Below are 15999 nucleotides of genomic sequence, written 5' to 3' on the forward strand. Positions count from 1 at the left end.
TATTCAAAAACACGCTATTCAAAGACTTAGGGGTCATGAGCTGCCTATCAACGCGTAAACGGATAAACGTCGGTCAGGCCGAGAATATCGGTAATCAACAGAATGATAAAGACGGCAAAGAGGGCACCGATAACGCCACCACCGGCACCGGCAGGCATCATCTCGAGCTGGTCAGCCATTTGCTTTGCTTCAGAATCGCTTAAGGCAGCAACGCGGGCATCTACTTCGTTCAGGTCAACACCCTGTTTTAGCAGTTGATCCTGCACATCGGCGCGGGCCAGGACCTCGTTAATACGCTCACGGTCAGCGCCAGCACGATCAGCTGACAAAACAGATTGGGTAGAGACTAAATCAATGGATTGAGGCGCAGTGGGAGCTGCTGCAACGGGTAGGCTGGTAATAACAAGCGCCGCAATCAGGAGGGTGGAGAGGTATGCACGCAATGTTTTCATCGTCTTCTTCCTTATAGACTAGTCGGGGGGTGTGGAGTGAGTATAGAAACAATTGGTTCAATTTTTAAGTCTAATGTGCAAAGTACTAATTATTTGCACTAATGCGATAGGTCCAGGCGGATTCAGAAAGCAGCCCACGACCACCGGCCATGGTCATTGCCAAATCATTTAGGCCTGGCCACAGCGGTATTGTTGCAGCGCCTTTAACGGCTAAATCGAGCCGCTGTGCCATTAACAGCAATTTATGCAGGCGCTTCATTGGCAGGCGGCCAATCGCTTTTTGATAGGCCGGACGTCGCTTATCAAAAATCATCGGCTTTTGGCTTTTGCAGGCATGTTCAAAGCTTTGCCCTTGATCCAGATGCTGATGCAGCGAGAGGAGAGTGCGCAGCTCCCGGGTCAGTGACCAAAGCACGATGGGGGCCTCGACCCCTTCACTACGCAATCCATTGACGATACGCGATGCGCGGCTAGGTTCGCCTTTTAGGCAGGCATCGGCCAAATTGAAAACATCGAAGCGTGTGCTGTCTTCAACGCCTTGGGCAATGCTTTCCACATTCAAGCGCGTGCCCTGCGGGTGAATCAGCGCTAGTTTCTGCAGCTCCTGGTCGGCGGCCAGTAGGTTACCCTCTGTGCGCTCACCCAGCAGGCGAGCTGCATCAAGGTCAATTTGTAAGCCGTGGAGTGAAGCGCGATCCCTCAGCCAGTAACCCAACCGGGAAACATCGACAGGCCAGACCGGTACGAATAACCCTTGCTTATCCAGCGTTTTGAACCATGCACTTTTCTGCTGCTTGGCGTCTAATTTGCCCATACTGATAAGCAAGATATCATCGCTGTTATCCAGTGTTTCGGCATACTGCGCTAGTGCTTTACTGCCTTCTTGCCCTAGCTTGTGATTGCCCAAACGCAATTCCATGAGCTTGCTGGTCGCAAACAATGAGAGGTTGCTGGACATCTCCATCAACCGACCCCAAGCAAAGTTGGGCTCTACATCGAGTACTTCACGCTCTTCAACGCCTGCTTGGCGAGCTGCTTTCCTTACAGCATCGCAGGCATCGCGATGTTGTAAGGGCTCATCCCCCGCCACGATAACCACGCGGGGCAGCTTTTTTGCTAACGCAGCGGGTAGCTGATCAGCAAATACCTTCACTGCATGCCCTCAATGTAAGCAAGGCGTTCGATGATTTGCTGAGACAATTGTCGAGCAAGCGTTTGCTCGGCTTCCATCATCAGCGTTTCACGGTTAAGGAGATCATCGTCGCTAACGCGAATACGCGTGCTCGTCGTCAGGGTCGCGTTATTGAGGTGATAGGCATTGGATGCCCGCTCTTGTACCGAAAGCGAAGTGCTCAGTGTCAGCTCATGTTCACGACTTGCGCGGCCATCACCACCCAATCGCCGCTCAATTAACGCAGGCGTACCCAGGGTGACCCGCCATGGGGCATCAGCCGTTACCTGAGTGCCTAACTGTTGAAGGCGCGCAGCGACCTGTTGGGCAACGGCACTGTTGGTGTCGCCCTCTAGGGAAAGGGGAGGCAGCGTGGGCAGTGATTCAGTACCCCGTAGCTGAAACCCGCAGGCGCTGAGCAGCACCGCCGCTGAGGCGGCGATGCTGGCGGTTAAAAATGTGCGTCGGTTCATCCGCTCACCACGATGTTGACCAATTTGCCGGGCACCACGATCACTTTACGCACGGTGTTACCTTCAAGATAGCGCTGTACGTTTTCGTGTTCCATGGCGAGTTTTTCGATAGATGCCTTATCGGCGCTTGCGGGCACCTCAAGACGGGCGCGCAGTTTACCGTTGACTTGCACCACCAGCTCAATGCTATCGCGGGTCAGGGCCGTTTCATCCACGGCAGGCCAAGTCGCTTCAATGGCCGGGCCTGTATGGCCGAGTGCTTCCCACAAGCTGTGGCACAGGTGCGGGGTAATCGGCGAGAGCAGCAACACACCGGCTTCCAACGCTTCACGGCTAACCGCGAGACCAAGTTCAGAGGTGTCGTCGAACTTGCCGATCGCGTTGGAGAGCTCCATGACCGCTGCGATCGCCGTATTGAAGGTGGTGCGGCGGCCAATGTCGTCGCTGGCCTTCTTGATGGTCTCATGGGTTTTACGCCGCAGTGCCTTCTGGTCATCATTGAGCGCGTCAATGTTGAGCGGCCCAGGCGTACCAGCCGCCAAATGCTCATTGACCTGACGCCATAGGCGCTTCAAGAAACGGTGAGCACCCTCTACGCCGGAATCCGACCACTCCAACGACTGCTCGGGCGGTGCGGCAAACATCATAAACAGGCGCACGGTATCGGCGCCGAACTTGTCGATCATCGACTGCGGATCAACGCCGTTGTTTTTCGATTTGGACATCTTCTCGATGCCACCCATCTCTACCGGCTCGCCGTCGCTCATCAAAATAGCGCTGAGCGGGCGACCCTTCTCATCGCGTTTCACTTCCACATCAGCGGGGTTAAACCACTGCTTGCCGCCGTTATCGGTAGGGCGGTAGAAGGTTTCCGCGATGACCATGCCCTGGGTCAGCAGCTGCTGGAAGGGTTCGTCGGAATCCACCAAGCCAAAGTCACGCATCAGCTTGTGGAAGAAACGGGCATACAGCAGGTGGAGAATGGCGTGCTCGATACCACCAATATAGAGATCGACCGGCAGCCAATAGTTGGCGCGCTCGTCCAGCATCGCCTCGGTGTTATCGGCACAGCAGAAGCGCGCGTAGTACCAGGACGACTCCATGAAGGTGTCGAAGGTGTCGGTTTCACGGGTCCAGCCATCGCCCAGGTCAGAGAACGCGGGCATTTTCTTCAGCGGCGAGCCCGAAGCATCGACGGTGACTTCCATCGGCAGGGACACCGGCAGTTCGTCATCGGTCAGCGGTACGGTTTGACCCTCCGGGCCGTATTTGACCGGAATCGGCGCGCCCCAGTAGCGTTGACGGGCAACGCCCCAATCGCGCAGGCGGTAGTTGGTTTTGACTTCACCACGGCCAAGCTCGGCCAATTTGGCAGCAATGGCATCAAAGGCCTGTTCAAAACCGAGCCCATCAAACTCACCTGAATTCACTACCGTGCCGTATTCGGCGTAGGCGGCTTCAGAAACATCGGCGGGTTGGCCGCTTTCGTCGGCGATAACTGGTTTGATCGCAATGCCATACTTGGTGGCAAACTCCCAGTCACGCTGGTCGTGGCCGGGCACCGCCATCACCGCGCCGGTGCCAAATTCCATCAACACGAAATTAGCCACATAAACCGGCACTTCATCGCCCGTGAGCGGGTGAACCGCCCTATGGCCGGTGAGCATGCCTTTTTTCTCTTTGGTGGCCATTTCAGCTTCTGAGGTGCCGCCTTTGGCGCACTCATCGCAGAAGGCTGCCAGCTCACTGTTCTGCTCAGCCGCCTGCTTGGCCAGCGGGTGGCCTGCCGCAACCGCCACATAGGTCACGCCTAGCAGCGTATCCGGGCGCGTGGTGTACACCGCTAACGGATCGCAGGTGCTGCCGTCTTTCGCCTTGATATCGGAGCCTTCAGCGGTCTTGATATCAAAGCTGAGCTCAACGCCACGGGATTTACCAATCCAATTGCGCTGCATGGTTTTGACCTGCTCCGGCCACTCAACCTTATCCAAATCGGCCAGCAGTTCATCGGCGTAGTCGGTAATCTTCAAGAACCAAAGCGGGATCTCTTTGCGCTCAACCAATGCGCCAGAACGCCAGCCGCGGCCATCGATAACCTGCTCATTGGCGAGAACGGTTTGATCCACCGGGTCCCAGTTGACCGTCGACATCTTCTTATACACCAGGCCTTTTTCGACCAGCTTGGTGAAGAACCACTGCTCCCAGCGGTAGTAGCTGGTATCGCAGGTGGCGAATTCGCGGCTCCAGTCGTAGGCAAAGCCCAGTGCCTTCAACTGATTGCGCATGTAGTCGATGTTTTGATACGTCCACTTGGCGGGCGGCACCTGGTTCTGTATCGCCGCATTTTCTGCGGGCATACCGAAGGCATCCCAGCCCATGGGCTGCATGACATTTTTGCCCTGCATACGCTGGTAACGCGAGACAACGTCGCCGATAGTATAGTTACGCACATGGCCCATGTGCAGCTTGCCGCTGGGGTAGGGGAACATGGAGAGGCAGTAGTACTTCTCGCGGTTCGCGTCCTCTACGGCTTTGAAGCACTGATGTTTGTCCCAGTACTGCTGGGCGTCGCGTTCGATATCACGAGGGCTGTAGTGTGCGTCCATCGGTTTATTAATGCCTTGGCGTATTCGCCCAAAAGGGGCGCAAAGTGAATGTGAGATGACATCTGTCAGATAAGTGAGGTCGATTGTATCCTATGCAGGTGTATCCTTGAACGGTAAGCCGATGATAGGAAACCGCATGCGTCGACAAAAGGAGAGGCACCATGAGTGAACAACAGAATGACAACCGCCTACGCGAAGGTTACGAAAGATTGTTGGAGCGGATGCAGGGGGGCGCAAATGAGCTCACCTGGGAAAATTTACAGAAGGATCTGGACGACGCGGTTGAGTTTGAATCGGAGCTTGAAGAGTACACCAAAGACGAGCTAGCGCTGCTGCGCGCCTGGGTAGAGCGCGACCTTAAAGATATGCGCTACTTCATGGCGGATACCGGCAAGCAAGTAGCCAGCTGGCTAGGCATCGATATTGACGGGCTCTCCCGTCGCGTGGCGGAATCGCTGCTTTCGATTGCCGACCGTAGCGTGGTGGAACGCGAACGCTTTGAAGAAGACCTAGAAGCCGCCCGCGCCGACTACTGCGAAGGCGAAATGGCCGCGCCCGGTTTAATGGCCTGCACCCACTGCGATGCACAGGTAATGCTACCCACCGTTGCACGCCTGGAACCTTGCCATGAGTGCGGCCATCGCTACTTCTACCGCTTTCCCAGCAAGATCATTGAGACCTGATTCACTAAATCACCAGTAAACTGACGCCTGCGATCGCCCCCAGCGAAAGCAGGCTCATTACCGCCGCATACAGCAGGTTATTCTTCATCATGCGATAACCGCTTACCCCGTAGCGCCCCTGCAATGAAAGATTAATGCCGGAAAGCGGCCCGACGCTGGTGCCCACCGCCCATGAGCTTAATGCCACAAACGCAAATAGCGTTTGCTCCCCGTTTTGCAGATTAAGTATCGACGCCAACACCGACACGCCAATAATCGGGTGTAGGCCTGCTAACGCGCTCAGCGTAATGGCCGCAAAACTAATCATCGCCTGGGTTGTGCCAAAGCGAGTGAACAGCGTCCAGTCGCTGCCTGCGGCAGCCGTGACCAGCGTCGAAAGGCCAATCGTCAAAAGCCCTGCGGCTAAAAATAACGAAATTTCCCCACGCATGGCGGGTAAGCGCGTCGTGGTGTGTTGACGAATTCGCCGTAGGGTAAAGCGTGGCCCATGGTGCAAGTTGCTCAGCACGGCAACGCTAGGCAGTAGAAAGGTGATAATGCTGACAATGGTGAGGGTAGGGGTGAGCACAAAGTGAAACAGCATTACCATCGCGGCCATACCGACTGGCATCATTAGACTGCGCGGCGCCAGTGAGTAGCCATCCACCTCGCTAAGATCAAACCGTCGGCGTAGTTCCAGCGTGGTTAACAGCCCCGACAGCATCGCCATGGGAAAACCCACCACGGCGATTTGCGCATACTCAACCTCCGGCACCAGCGCGATCACCACGCCCATGGAAGCAAAAAACGGCGACCATAGCGCCGCGCTAGAAAGTCCACGGTTCAGCGCCAACAGCTGTGGTGTGGTCAACGGCCCCCGCCGAGCGAGCTTATCGCCGACCATAAACACGGTCGAGAGATTCAAAATCGTACCCAGGAAGTGAACCCCCAGCCAGGTACTCATCACGCCGCTAGCACCAGTCACACGTTTACCCGACGCACCTTTAGTTCCTTGCTTACCAATCAGAGAGATAAAGCTAACGCCCACCAGCATCGCCGCCACGAACGAGTTGCCCTGCAACATCGCGGGCCAATCGACATCCGCACCATACACAAACCGCGCCACCAGCAGCATGCCAGCGCCCAGCGCAATCAAAACGCCCGCCTGAATCCGCGAGCGCTTAGGAATATCCCGCCACAGCAACACAATCGCCGCCCACAGCAAATAGCTCACCGCATGCGCAGTGCTCAGCCAGCCAGTAAACCCAATAATTTGCGCGATCAAACCAAGCAGAATCAGCACGCCCGCCAAGCGCTGCCGAGAATTCGTCTCTTGCATGCCAAACCCTTAATAGTGAATTAGCAGGCTAATCGGATTTTTAGCGGAAGGCTAGCGGTAAGCTAGGAGATAGGGCAGATGCTTTTCTTCGCGTGTGATAACGAGCCAAGCGAGGCGCCCGCGTATGCATCGCCCAACGATGCCAGTTCAATGCAATCAACGAGCTTTTTGGTTCCGAGAGGCAACACTTTTTGCACCGACACGTGACCTAAGCCGAATTTATGAATAAGGTATGGTTAATGAGACAAGCACGGTCGCAATTGGAGCGTTTTAACGTAGCCCAAGTGTGCCATAGCGGTAGTGTGGTTTTGCTTCGAGAGGTGGGAAACGATGCTTCATTCAGACGAATGAAGTAACGTATTCAGCAGCAATTTGTTTTTTCAGTACGGGCTATGGCGCTTTAACCGGATAACAGCTTTCACACGATCTATGAGTTTCGGGGGCCTGCTTTACATATCCATTTGGTATCTATTTCCTGATGGTGGATATGCAAACAGCATCATTGTGCTTGGCAAAGCATACGAATTCTGAAAATAGAGCCTAAGCAATATTAATTTATTTTAAAATCATGTGGTTATAATCGAAAAGGTAGGCTACAAGTGCTAAGTAAACATGCTGGTGCGTTCATCCAATCACAGGACGCGCCATTTAATATCTGTCGGGCCGGGGGTGTACAGCCTGAATGAGTAAAATTAATTTAAGCCTTATAGCCGCTCTGGTAGTAATCCCTACGGGGTTCGGCGCGTTCAAAATGCCCACAGAGATGGGCTTAGCAATAACAGCGATCGCGTTAGCACTTGCCTTTGCTAATTTGGACAAGTTTTCGCGCTTTAAAGGAGGAGGCTTTGAGGCTGAGCTTAAGTCTGCTGTGGAGAAAACATATGCGGCCTTGGAGGAACTTAAAGATCTGGCGTTATCGCTTTCAGCCCCAATAGTAGATGAGTTAGCCATATCTGGCCGCATGCTACAGTACATTCCCTTGCAACATAAGCTCGACCGTGTAGAAAAAATATCATCTGTACTTCGCGATCTCGGAGCGTCAGATGGTGAAATTAATGACGCCTGCTCGACAATTATCCAACGGGTGAAAGTTGATCATATTAAGTCCGTGTTGCAATGCCTAAAATCAGAAAATGAAACTAAGATTGACGTCTTAGAGGGTATAGATAACCAGAATATTGATAATTGGGACAAAAGCAGTCTAGAGAAGTTTATTAGTGATCATGCGCTCAAGAAAAATGAAGAAGTTGATGAGTGGATTCAGGATCTGGACTACTTTATTCATGCGAAAAAGTTGAGGCGTGAAGATCAATGGCAGAGTTGAGTTCGCCCAACAAGGCCATGCAGCCGACGCTCGTACCTCGCGGGGCTGATGGCTGTCGTTGGGCGAATGGGTGCCGGGAGGGTAGTACGTGGACCAACTGAATAACTATGCTGATGATCGACTCATAATTGGTTGCATATATTGCGGTGGCCAAGAAGATACTCGGGAGCACATTCCTTCGCGAGTGTTTTTGGACCCACCCTTACCCAGCTACCTTCCGGTGATCGGTGCATGCCGGAACTGCAACAATGGATTCTCCTTAGATGAAGAATACCTAGCCTGCCTCATCGAATGCGTAATCGCTGGAACCACTGATCCAGATGGCATTAGACGAGAAAGGGTAGCAAAAACTCTCCGACACTCCGCGGCTCTGCGCGCGAGACTTGAGGCAGTGAGATATCAGCAGAATAGACGAACTCACTTTGCGCCGGAGCGGGACCGAGTTGAACGTGTTCTTGCAAAGCTAGCTAAAGGACACGCTGCGTTCGAGCTCAGCCAGCCTTGTTCAGGTATTCCAAGTGAAATCTGGTATGCACCGTTGGAGTCCCTAACAGATGAGGGGCGCGACTCCTACGAAGCTAGCCAGGTTGTCCAGACATACGGTGAGATTGGATCTCGCGGGATGCAAAGGCTGCAGGTCACGCAGCTTACGCTCCAGTCCTCGACTGGCGAATCGTTTACGCATGAATTGTTGCTTAATGACTGGGTGGAAGTCCAAGAGGGTAGATACCGCTACCACGCGGCGGATTATGGTGATGAAGTGAGGATCAGAATTGTGATCAGTGAGTACTTGGCATGTGAGGTAGCATGGGAGTTGTAGTTCATAAACCTCGCCCAACAAGCGTAAGCACTCGGACCAATTTTCCGCTTCACTACAAATTGTCCGGTGTTGCAAGGCGTTGGATTTTCCTAGGCACTTCTCGGCGACCTAGACCAAGGAGTTGAAAAAGAACAAAGTGATCAAAAAATCGGATAAAGACAATAGAGCGAGTATGGCTGATAGGAGGACATCAGTGTTGTCAGCCACCGGCTCGCTGTCTGGCGGAGCAGCTGGAGGACTTGTTGGAGCCCTCATCGGGGGACCCGTTGGAGGCATTGTTGGGGGAAGCGCCGGTAGCCTCATATCACTCCTTGCGAACATCCCGGCAGCGAGGCGACACCGCGAGAGAACGGAGCAAGCGCAACGAGAAATTGCCGACAAGCTGTCTCGACACGAAGGTGCGCTTGAAAAGCTGAACGATGAGCAATTCAAAATTATTTGTGAGTGCGTACTGGCATTAAATGAGACCGTCGAACGGGAGAAGATTGCCTATCTGCAACAGATTGTAAATGCAGCTGTCGACTATGGTGAGTACAGTTCGTACGAATCTATATTGCTATCACGAATAATCCGAGACATATCTGGAGAAGAAATAAAATTTCTCATTGAAAATTTTAGTTATGCAACTATAAATATATTTTCTTGGCATGATGCCAAGGATAAGTCAGACAAAAAGTTGGAAGAGCTCGAAAAACTCAGAAAAAGAATAGCGGAAGAAAATGGCCTTTTGCTGCTTCCAAGTGATTCTAATGCGCTCGTAGCTAATGGACTAGTAAGCCTCGGCGTGCTCGCTCCAGCGCAGCTTTCCCTTGGAGTTCATAAGTACAAATATTCAGATATCGCATTGAAGCTGATGGTTTTTTTACAAATGTCAAATAAAAACACTAGAGTATATAGCGAATAAAGACTTTTCGATGGAATATGCGTTGATAAAAAACCAAAAACACGATGGGCTTGTCAACCTAGCCCGTCCTGTAATTTAGCTTCCGCTCCGTCCACCTCGAATTGCAGGCTATCGCTGGGTGTTTAGACCCTAAATAAACCCCGCTGATGCTTAAGTTTTAGTAATATCGAGAAAGCAGACGAAGAGTGACCAGCATGTCGCGCTTCAAGCTGTATAACCACGATCAAAATCTCATTGTGTCAATATAAGCTTCAGTCAGGGATCCCTGAAAACGCAGTGCAATGTCTGATCGAGCACATGTTCGACTTGTCGTTTTTCCCACCCCAAACGATGTACTTATATAGGAGTAATGTCACGGCAGGTTTCGCATCATCATGCGCTACCTTGAGAACGGATCACATGAATGTCCAGGCCAGTATCCTCGTCATCTTATTTCCCTGTTTCATCTCTTTTTCCGACTATCCACTGCACCGAACTTAAGAATCAGCTTCTTGGTAGGCTTAACATTATCGGCTTTTGAAACCAGGCTGCTAAACCAGCGGCATTGAGTTGAATATACTTGGCTTTCTCTTATTAGATTTTTAAGAAGCCACTGTTCGCCCCCCTACACCAAAAGCTCTGCTCCCAGCCCGCCAAAATTCAGCGTAGGCGATTGAGTTTTTGCTTTTTGCTCGCCGCGATTACGCGCAAGGTTATTAGTTTACGCTGGCTGCCTTTAAGTGCTTCATCGAGCTAGGCATGGGAGGGTGGGTTGCATACGCGGACGTCAAAGAACTCCTCCTTGAATGATCCCTTCAAAAATGTGGTTTTTATCGTGCTGCGTGAGCAGCGTTAAGCGATCTTTGAGCGTGGGGTTGTGGGAGAAAATCGTGGCGACGTTCTCAAACGACTGACCGTTAATGTCACTACCCACACACTGCCAGCCGTAAATTTGGCAGGCCAGTAGCGGGTAAATGCCATTAGCCCCGTTCCTGTATTGAGCAGCTTGATGCTGGGCTTTTCATGTCCCAGCAAATCAGCCATTTCATGGATATAGTCGGCTCTGCGGATAGTGCATATTGTCTAGCTCTCGCCGTATTCGTCAGAACTGAACCCGAGTTACGGCAGCGAATAGCGGATTACTTTTTTATAGGTACTTATGATGTCTGGTTCCCACTTTAATACTTACGAGGCATTGTAATGGATCTTATAAATGCGGAATAACGTAATGCAGGTGGCGACCTTGTTCCTCAAAAACTAACAACCGATGCGTGGAAAAGCGCACTGGTACATTTCTTTGGAGGCATTCCCGTGCCCAATGCTCCATTACATTTGTGGGAAGGTTTTTCTGGCGCCACTGTGCAATCCAATGGCGTGCTGTTTGAAGGCCTCGACCGTAAGCTGTCGCCGTTGCCTGAAAGTACAGATGCACCGGTGCATAACCCGTCGCTCAACCTGGCAATGCGCTTTCAGGTCTCCGGTGACTTTGAGATCAATATCACCGCTACGCTGACTGCCGCCAACTCCACCTACTTCCTGTTCCACGGGGTTATCCCGATGGTGCAGGATGAGTGGTACTACGCGCAGAGCACCTTCAAGGTCCAGATCGTCAATGGTGACTGGTGTTACTGGACAATGTATCACCCTGACAATACCGAGTCGGGAAATGCTGCTGCCAGTGTCGGCACCAATGTGATTTACACCTTCAAGCGTGAGGGGACCGAGCTTGTGTTCCTGACCAACGGTGTGGAAGTTACTCGTCAATCGGATATGTGTCTGTTTGCCGATGGGGTGGTTTATCTAAGCCTGGATGAAGCGAACGTGGGGGCAACGTTCCTTGTCACCGAGATCACCACGACTGGTACCGTGGAAGAGACGCCAGTGCCTAGTGTGCCTAAGACAGCGGGCACCTTGCGTGACAAGGCCGGTAAGTTCCGCATCGGTACCGCGGTGGCCACCTACCCGATGGTGTTCGATGAGCAGTACCGCACGATTCTGGGCAATGAGTTTAACCAGCTCACTCCTGAGAACTGCATGAAGTTTCAGTTCATCCAGCCTGCCCGTGGGGTCTACGACTTCTATGAGTCGGATAAGCTGATCGACTACGCCGAACGTAATGGTATGGAGGTGCATGGCCACACGGTGGCGTGGAACGAAGCGACCCCGCAGTGGCTTTGGGATGGCTGGCTCAATGGAACCATCACCGCTAGTGAAGTAGGGGAGATCCTCGACGAGCATATCGAGACATTGTTCGGTCGCTATAAGGGCCGCATGGTGTCGTTCGATTTGATCAACGAGCCGTTTCTGGACTGGACAGACCAGCTTCGTGACTCCGTCTGGTACCAGGCATTAGGACGTGGCTACATTGAACGGGCATTACGTAAAGCCCATGAAGTGGATCCGGACGTGCTGCTGTTCATTAACGAGTGGGGGTGTGAAGAGGCGGGTGACAAACAGGACTTCCTGTTTAACCTGGTGGTCGAGTTGCAAACCGCCGGCGTGCCCATTCATGGCATTGGCTTGCAGATGCACGAAGACGTGAACGCTGATTACCAGGCGACCTGGCCACGCAATACTTCGTCTGTGACCAAGGAACACTTGAAGTCGGCCATTGCCCGCTTCAAGTCGCTGGGCATCGAGGTACGGGTGTCGGAGCTGGACATTAACCAGTATCAGAACTATGCCGATACCCCAAAGGCCGTAGCCGATTGGTATGCCCAGTACTTGGAAGCGTGCATAGAAGAGGGGGCGCACTCGTTTACCATGTGGGGCTTCACCGATCGCTGGTCGTCACTTAATGAATGGTACGACTATTACAACCATGGTAACGGGCTGATTTACGATGCCCAGTATCGACCCAAGCTGTCCTACCAAGCGCTTTCCAATAAATTGGACGAGATGGCAAGTTCTCTTACCTCCCTTTGACAGGAATGATCTTTTGAATATCTGCATCAGATAGGAGCAGCACAACGCGGAAGACCATGCTTATCGTCCTGGCTAAACGGGTCAGGATAAGCATGGCGGAAAATATGTGTTCGAGTAATGTCACGGCAGGTTTCGCATCATCATGCGGCTTCTCAAGAACGGCTCACATGAATGTCCAGGCCAATATCCTCGTCACCTTATTTCCCTGCTTCATCTCTATTTCCCGACTATCAACGGCACCGAGCTTACTAATCAACTTCTTTGCGGGCTTAATATTGTCGGCTTTTGAAACCAAACTGCTAAACCAGCGGCATTGAGTTGAGTACACTTGGCTTTCTCTTATTAGCTTTTTAAGAAACAGCTGTTCGCCGCCTTTACACCAGAGCTCTGCTCCCATCCCGCCAAAATTCAGCGTAGGCGATTGGGTTTTTGCTTTTTGTTCACCGCGACTACGCGCAAGGTTATTGCGTTTAAGCTGGTTACCTTTAAGTGCTTCATTGAGTGAGGCATGGAAGGGTGGGTTGCATACACTGACGTCAAAGAACTCCCCAGATTGAATGATCCCTTCAAAAATGTGGTTTTTATCGTTCTGCGTGCGCAGCGTGAAGCGATCCTTAAGCGTGGGGTTGTTGGCGATAATGGTGGCGACGTTCTCAAGCGACTGAGCGTTAATGTCACTACCCACACACTGCCAGCCGTAAATTTGACAGGCCAGTAGCGGGTAGATGCCATTGGCTCCCGTCCCTATATCGAGCAGCTTGATGCTGGGCTTTTCAAGTCCAAGCCCAATTAAGTCCGCCATGTGATGGATATAATCGGCTCTGCCTGGGATGGGAGGGCAAAGCGCACCCTCAGGAATATCCCAATCGACGATATTGTAGTAGCGGTTTAATAATGCGGCGTTGAGCGTTTTGACGGCCAATGGGTCTGCGAAATCGATGGAAAGTTGGCCATAAGCGTTCAGTTTCACATGAGGGGCTAGTGCTGGGTGGCTTTTTACGAGAGCAGGGAAGTCATAGCCTTGGTTGTGTAGATTCTTCGGGTGCAGGCCTTTGCGAACAGGCCTAGCGCGGCTTTTTTCACTTCCATTGGGGGTGTTCACAGTCATAGGCCCGAGGCGTTGAGTTAAATAGTCGCGTGGGTTTTGCTTGGTCCGTGATTATAACCTTAAAAAAGGAGAGATAATGTCTAACACTGCCATTGTGCTAGGCGCGACGGGGGCTATAGGTACGCAATTAGTCATTCAGTTAAGCCAACGAGATGATGTAGCCAGCGTCATATTGATTACCCGCCGTGAATTAAATCTGCCGCTTGATTTTCCTAACGCCATCACCTCAAAAATCCACACGCATGTTGTCGATTTTGAGCAGTTGGAGCAGCAAGCAGCGGCTTTGATGCCGTCAGGCTCAGTCGCCTTTGTCGCTTTAGGAACAACAAAAAAGCAGGCAGGCAGTGAAGAGGCATTTCGCCGTATTGATCATGGTTTGGTGCTGTCGTTTGCCCGTGCCTGTAAGGCAGCGGACGTTAGCAGGTTAGGAGTGGTCACCGCGCAGGGCGCTAACGTTAGTTCTGCGGTTTTTTATAATCGCGTTAAAGGAGAAGTGGAGCGCGATATTCAGGCGCTAGCGTTGCCAAGCGTATTTTTTGCGCGACCTTCCTTGCTGTTAGGGCGGCCCGACGATGGTCGTTTTGCTGAAAAGCTGGGAAGTATGTTGCTTACTCCAACCGCCTCGCTTTTGCCTAAAGCAGTGCGGCCTATTTCAACTACACGCGTTGCGGCGGCGATGATTGAGGCGGCTTTTGATGCAGGTGCTAAGCCCCCATCTTTTGTACTAACAAATGCGGAGATGCATGAGCGGGAAGATTGAGTCGCCTGTCCACGCGAAGAAGGAAGTACGTTCCATTCAGGCCATAGGCGGCCTGAATGGAAGCTGGCGGTCTTAGCTGGTTGCTTGGTTGGTTATGCCGACTTTTTCTTGTTCGCGCATTTGGTAGCTTTCGATTTCGTTATCCATATCGTTATCAGTGTCGTTCTCTATTGTCAGCGTTGGCTGCTGGAAGTGGCGCAGCTGGCGTTTTAGGTAGCTGGTGTAGAGGTATCGGTTATAAACCGCCCAGAAGTGAAAAGTTAGGAAGGTGACGACAAAGCCGATTAATACCACCTTGATCATGACCGAGGAGTAGAGCTGTTCCAGAATTGCTTCTTCCACGATGAAGAACATATACATCCTGGTTATTACCAACATCCACAGCACGAGGGTGGCGAGTGTGATTAAGATATCGCGTGTCCGATAGCCCCAGCCTTTTTGGCAAGGGTTGTCGATGATGACGGGCACCAGTTTATTGTTCATTGAATTGCTCCCCTCGGTCAGGACTAGTCCATGTGGCGAGCCTTCCTTTTTGGCGCAGCATAGCTTTCGGGAAGGCAATTACAACTGTCGCCATATTGAGAATCCAATAGGCGAACGGGTACCAGATACTCCAGTAAACGCAGCGGAATATCTCTTTGTCGTAGCGACTGTCGATATAGAAGCTGACGGTGAACTGGATGAAGCTGATAGCGATGAGGATGCTGCCAAAATAGGAAAGCAGCGTAGCGGTGATAGGCCACGACATGGGCACAAAGAACTGAGAAACCAGCCAAGCAAAAAGCAAAGTGATCACCGAGTAACACCACACCACGCTGACGATGTACTCCAGCATCAGCAGCCAGAAGCGGCGGTTTTTCCAACGAATGGTTTGCGAGAAGTAGCGCAGGAACACTTCGCCGCCACCTTGCGCCCAACGCAGCCGCTGCTTGAAAAGCCCGCGTAGCGTTTCCGGCATCAGTACCCAGCACATGGCCCTGGGTTCATAGCGAACTTGGCCGCCTGCCAGCTGTAAGCGCCAGCTGACATCGATGTCTTCGGTGATCATGTCGGTATTCCAGCCACCGACTTCTTCGAGCGCCTTGCGACGGAACGCACAGATGACCCCTGAGATGGTGAACACCATTCCATAGATGCGCTGTGCGCGTTTGATCAGGCCGATGATGGCGGAGAACTCGCCGGTCTGGATCTTGCCAATGGCGGTCGAGCGGGTTCTGACCCGTGGGTTGCCGGTAACCCCACTGACCTTTGGACTACTGAGAAAGTGACTGACCATATAGCCAATCGCATCGTAGTCGAGTATCGCATCGCCATCGATGCCCACGATGATATCGCCGGTGGCGTGGCTCAAACCGTTGTTCATGGCGCTGGCCTTGCCTTGGTTGGCTTGATGCAGCACTTTTAAGGCGGGGTATTGAAGCACCAAGGCGTCAAGCCGACTGGCAGTGTCATCTTTGCTGCCATCGTTAACGGCAA

15 protein-coding genes are annotated in these 15999 nt (G+C 52.2%); 5 read left to right on the plus strand and 10 right to left on the minus strand.

The window, feature by feature from the left end; genetic code table 11:
* Positions 1-47: 47 nt before the first annotated feature.
* The 4 genes from CXF87_RS05190 to leuS all read right to left on the minus strand — a co-directional run bounded on the left by CXF87_RS05190 (position 48) and on the right by leuS (position 4702).
* On the minus strand, positions 48-452 hold the full coding sequence (locus CXF87_RS05190) for a PA2779 family protein (RefSeq protein ID WP_008956584.1): 405 nt from the start codon (positions 450-452) through the stop codon (positions 48-50).
* 85 nt (positions 453-537) lie between these two features.
* Positions 538-1605 carry a DNA polymerase III subunit delta gene (gene holA, locus CXF87_RS05195; RefSeq protein ID WP_101145754.1) on the minus strand — a complete coding sequence of 356 codons (1068 nt, stop codon included), beginning with the start codon at positions 1603-1605 and terminating at the stop codon, positions 538-540.
* Positions 1602-2096, minus strand: coding sequence for a twin-arginine translocation signal domain-containing protein (locus CXF87_RS05200; RefSeq protein WP_008956582.1), 495 nt, complete (start codon positions 2094-2096; stop codon positions 1602-1604). The genes holA and CXF87_RS05200 overlap by 4 nt, the downstream gene beginning before the upstream one ends.
* On the minus strand, positions 2093-4702 hold the full coding sequence (leuS, locus tag CXF87_RS05205; protein ID WP_101145755.1) for a leucine--tRNA ligase: 2610 nt from the start codon (positions 4700-4702) through the stop codon (positions 2093-2095). The genes CXF87_RS05200 and leuS overlap by 4 nt, the downstream gene beginning before the upstream one ends.
* A 161-nt stretch (positions 4703-4863) precedes the next feature.
* Between leuS and CXF87_RS05210 the strand changes: the two genes are divergently transcribed.
* Positions 4864-5385, plus strand: a complete 522-nt coding sequence (locus CXF87_RS05210) for a zinc ribbon-containing protein (protein ID WP_101145756.1) — start codon at positions 4864-4866, stop codon at positions 5383-5385.
* 4 nt (positions 5386-5389) lie between these two features.
* Here the strand turns inward: CXF87_RS05210 and CXF87_RS05215 are convergent, their stop codons facing one another.
* Positions 5390-6703 (minus strand): hypothetical protein, encoded by a 1314-nt coding sequence (locus CXF87_RS05215; RefSeq protein WP_101145757.1) that lies wholly within the window; start codon positions 6701-6703, stop codon positions 5390-5392.
* Positions 6704-7385: 682 nt separating this feature from the next.
* Here CXF87_RS05215 and CXF87_RS05220 point away from each other — a divergent pair.
* Positions 7386-8027: a hypothetical protein gene (locus tag CXF87_RS05220; protein WP_101145758.1), complete on the plus strand. Its 642-nt coding sequence runs from the start codon at positions 7386-7388 to the stop codon at positions 8025-8027.
* A 1013-nt stretch (positions 8028-9040) separates the two neighbouring features.
* Positions 9041-9751 (plus strand): hypothetical protein, encoded by a 711-nt coding sequence (locus tag CXF87_RS05230; RefSeq protein WP_198556010.1) that lies wholly within the window; start codon positions 9041-9043, stop codon positions 9749-9751.
* Between the two features lie 442 nt (positions 9752-10193).
* On the opposite strand, the gene CXF87_RS21890 is transcribed toward CXF87_RS05230, so the two are convergent.
* Both CXF87_RS21890 and CXF87_RS21895 read right to left on the minus strand, forming a co-directional pair.
* A complete protein-coding gene (locus CXF87_RS21890) occupies positions 10194-10325 on the minus strand; it encodes an RlmF-related methyltransferase (protein ID WP_232774684.1) in 132 nt (43 codons plus the stop codon).
* 192 nt (positions 10326-10517) lie between these two features.
* Positions 10518-10664: an RlmF-related methyltransferase gene (locus tag CXF87_RS21895; RefSeq protein ID WP_232774672.1), complete on the minus strand. Its 147-nt coding sequence runs from the start codon at positions 10662-10664 to the stop codon at positions 10518-10520.
* 377 nt (positions 10665-11041) lie between these two features.
* On the opposite strand from CXF87_RS21895, the gene CXF87_RS05240 reads away from it, so the two are divergent.
* On the plus strand, positions 11042-12655 hold the full coding sequence (locus CXF87_RS05240; RefSeq protein WP_232774673.1) for an endo-1,4-beta-xylanase: 1614 nt from the start codon (positions 11042-11044) through the stop codon (positions 12653-12655).
* A gap of 163 nt (positions 12656-12818) precedes the next feature.
* On the opposite strand, the gene rlmF is transcribed toward CXF87_RS05240, so the two are convergent.
* Entirely contained in the window at positions 12819-13757 is a 939-nt protein-coding gene (gene rlmF / locus CXF87_RS05245; RefSeq protein ID WP_198556011.1) for a 23S rRNA (adenine(1618)-N(6))-methyltransferase RlmF, read from the minus strand.
* Between the two features lie 82 nt (positions 13758-13839).
* Here rlmF and CXF87_RS05250 point away from each other — a divergent pair, with 82 nt between their 5' ends.
* A complete protein-coding gene (locus tag CXF87_RS05250) occupies positions 13840-14523 on the plus strand; it encodes an NAD(P)H-binding protein (protein ID WP_101145762.1) in 684 nt (227 codons plus the stop codon).
* A gap of 72 nt (positions 14524-14595) precedes the next feature.
* Here CXF87_RS05250 and CXF87_RS05255 read toward each other — a convergent pair whose 3' ends face one another.
* Both CXF87_RS05255 and pgaC read right to left on the minus strand, forming a co-directional pair.
* Positions 14596-15006 carry a hypothetical protein gene (locus CXF87_RS05255; RefSeq protein ID WP_101145763.1) on the minus strand — a complete coding sequence of 137 codons (411 nt, stop codon included), beginning with the start codon at positions 15004-15006 and terminating at the stop codon, positions 14596-14598.
* Positions 14996-15999, minus strand: a 1004-nt coding sequence (gene pgaC, locus CXF87_RS05260; protein ID WP_101145764.1) for a poly-beta-1,6-N-acetyl-D-glucosamine synthase, incomplete at its 5' end; no start/stop codon positions are given. The genes CXF87_RS05255 and pgaC, both read right to left, overlap by 11 nt.

This window comes from Halomonas sp. MES3-P3E (assembly GCF_002836035.1).
In the GTDB taxonomy this organism is placed as follows: domain Bacteria; phylum Pseudomonadota; class Gammaproteobacteria; order Pseudomonadales; family Halomonadaceae; genus Vreelandella; species Vreelandella arctica.

Bases quoted from the DNA above. Each gene is read 5' to 3' on its own strand.
- CXF87_RS05200 (WP_008956582.1), bottom strand. From the start codon at position 2,096: ATGAACCGACGCACATTTTTAACCGCCAGCATCGCCGCCTCAGCGGCG.
- leuS (WP_101145755.1), bottom strand. From the start codon at position 4,702: ATGGACGCACACTACAGCCCTCGTGATATCGAACGCGACGCCCAGCAG.
- CXF87_RS05250 (WP_101145762.1), top strand. From the start codon at position 13,840: ATGTCTAACACTGCCATTGTGCTAGGCGCGACGGGGGCTATAGGTACG.
- CXF87_RS05210 (WP_101145756.1), top strand. From the start codon at position 4,864: ATGAGTGAACAACAGAATGACAACCGCCTACGCGAAGGTTACGAAAGA.
- CXF87_RS05190 (WP_008956584.1), bottom strand. From the start codon at position 452: ATGAAAACATTGCGTGCATACCTCTCCACCCTCCTGATTGCGGCGCTT.
- CXF87_RS05255 (WP_101145763.1), bottom strand. From the start codon at position 15,006: ATGAACAATAAACTGGTGCCCGTCATCATCGACAACCCTTGCCAAAAA.
- CXF87_RS05220 (WP_101145758.1), top strand. From the start codon at position 7,386: ATGAGTAAAATTAATTTAAGCCTTATAGCCGCTCTGGTAGTAATCCCT.
- CXF87_RS05215 (WP_101145757.1), bottom strand. From the start codon at position 6,703: ATGCAAGAGACGAATTCTCGGCAGCGCTTGGCGGGCGTGCTGATTCTG.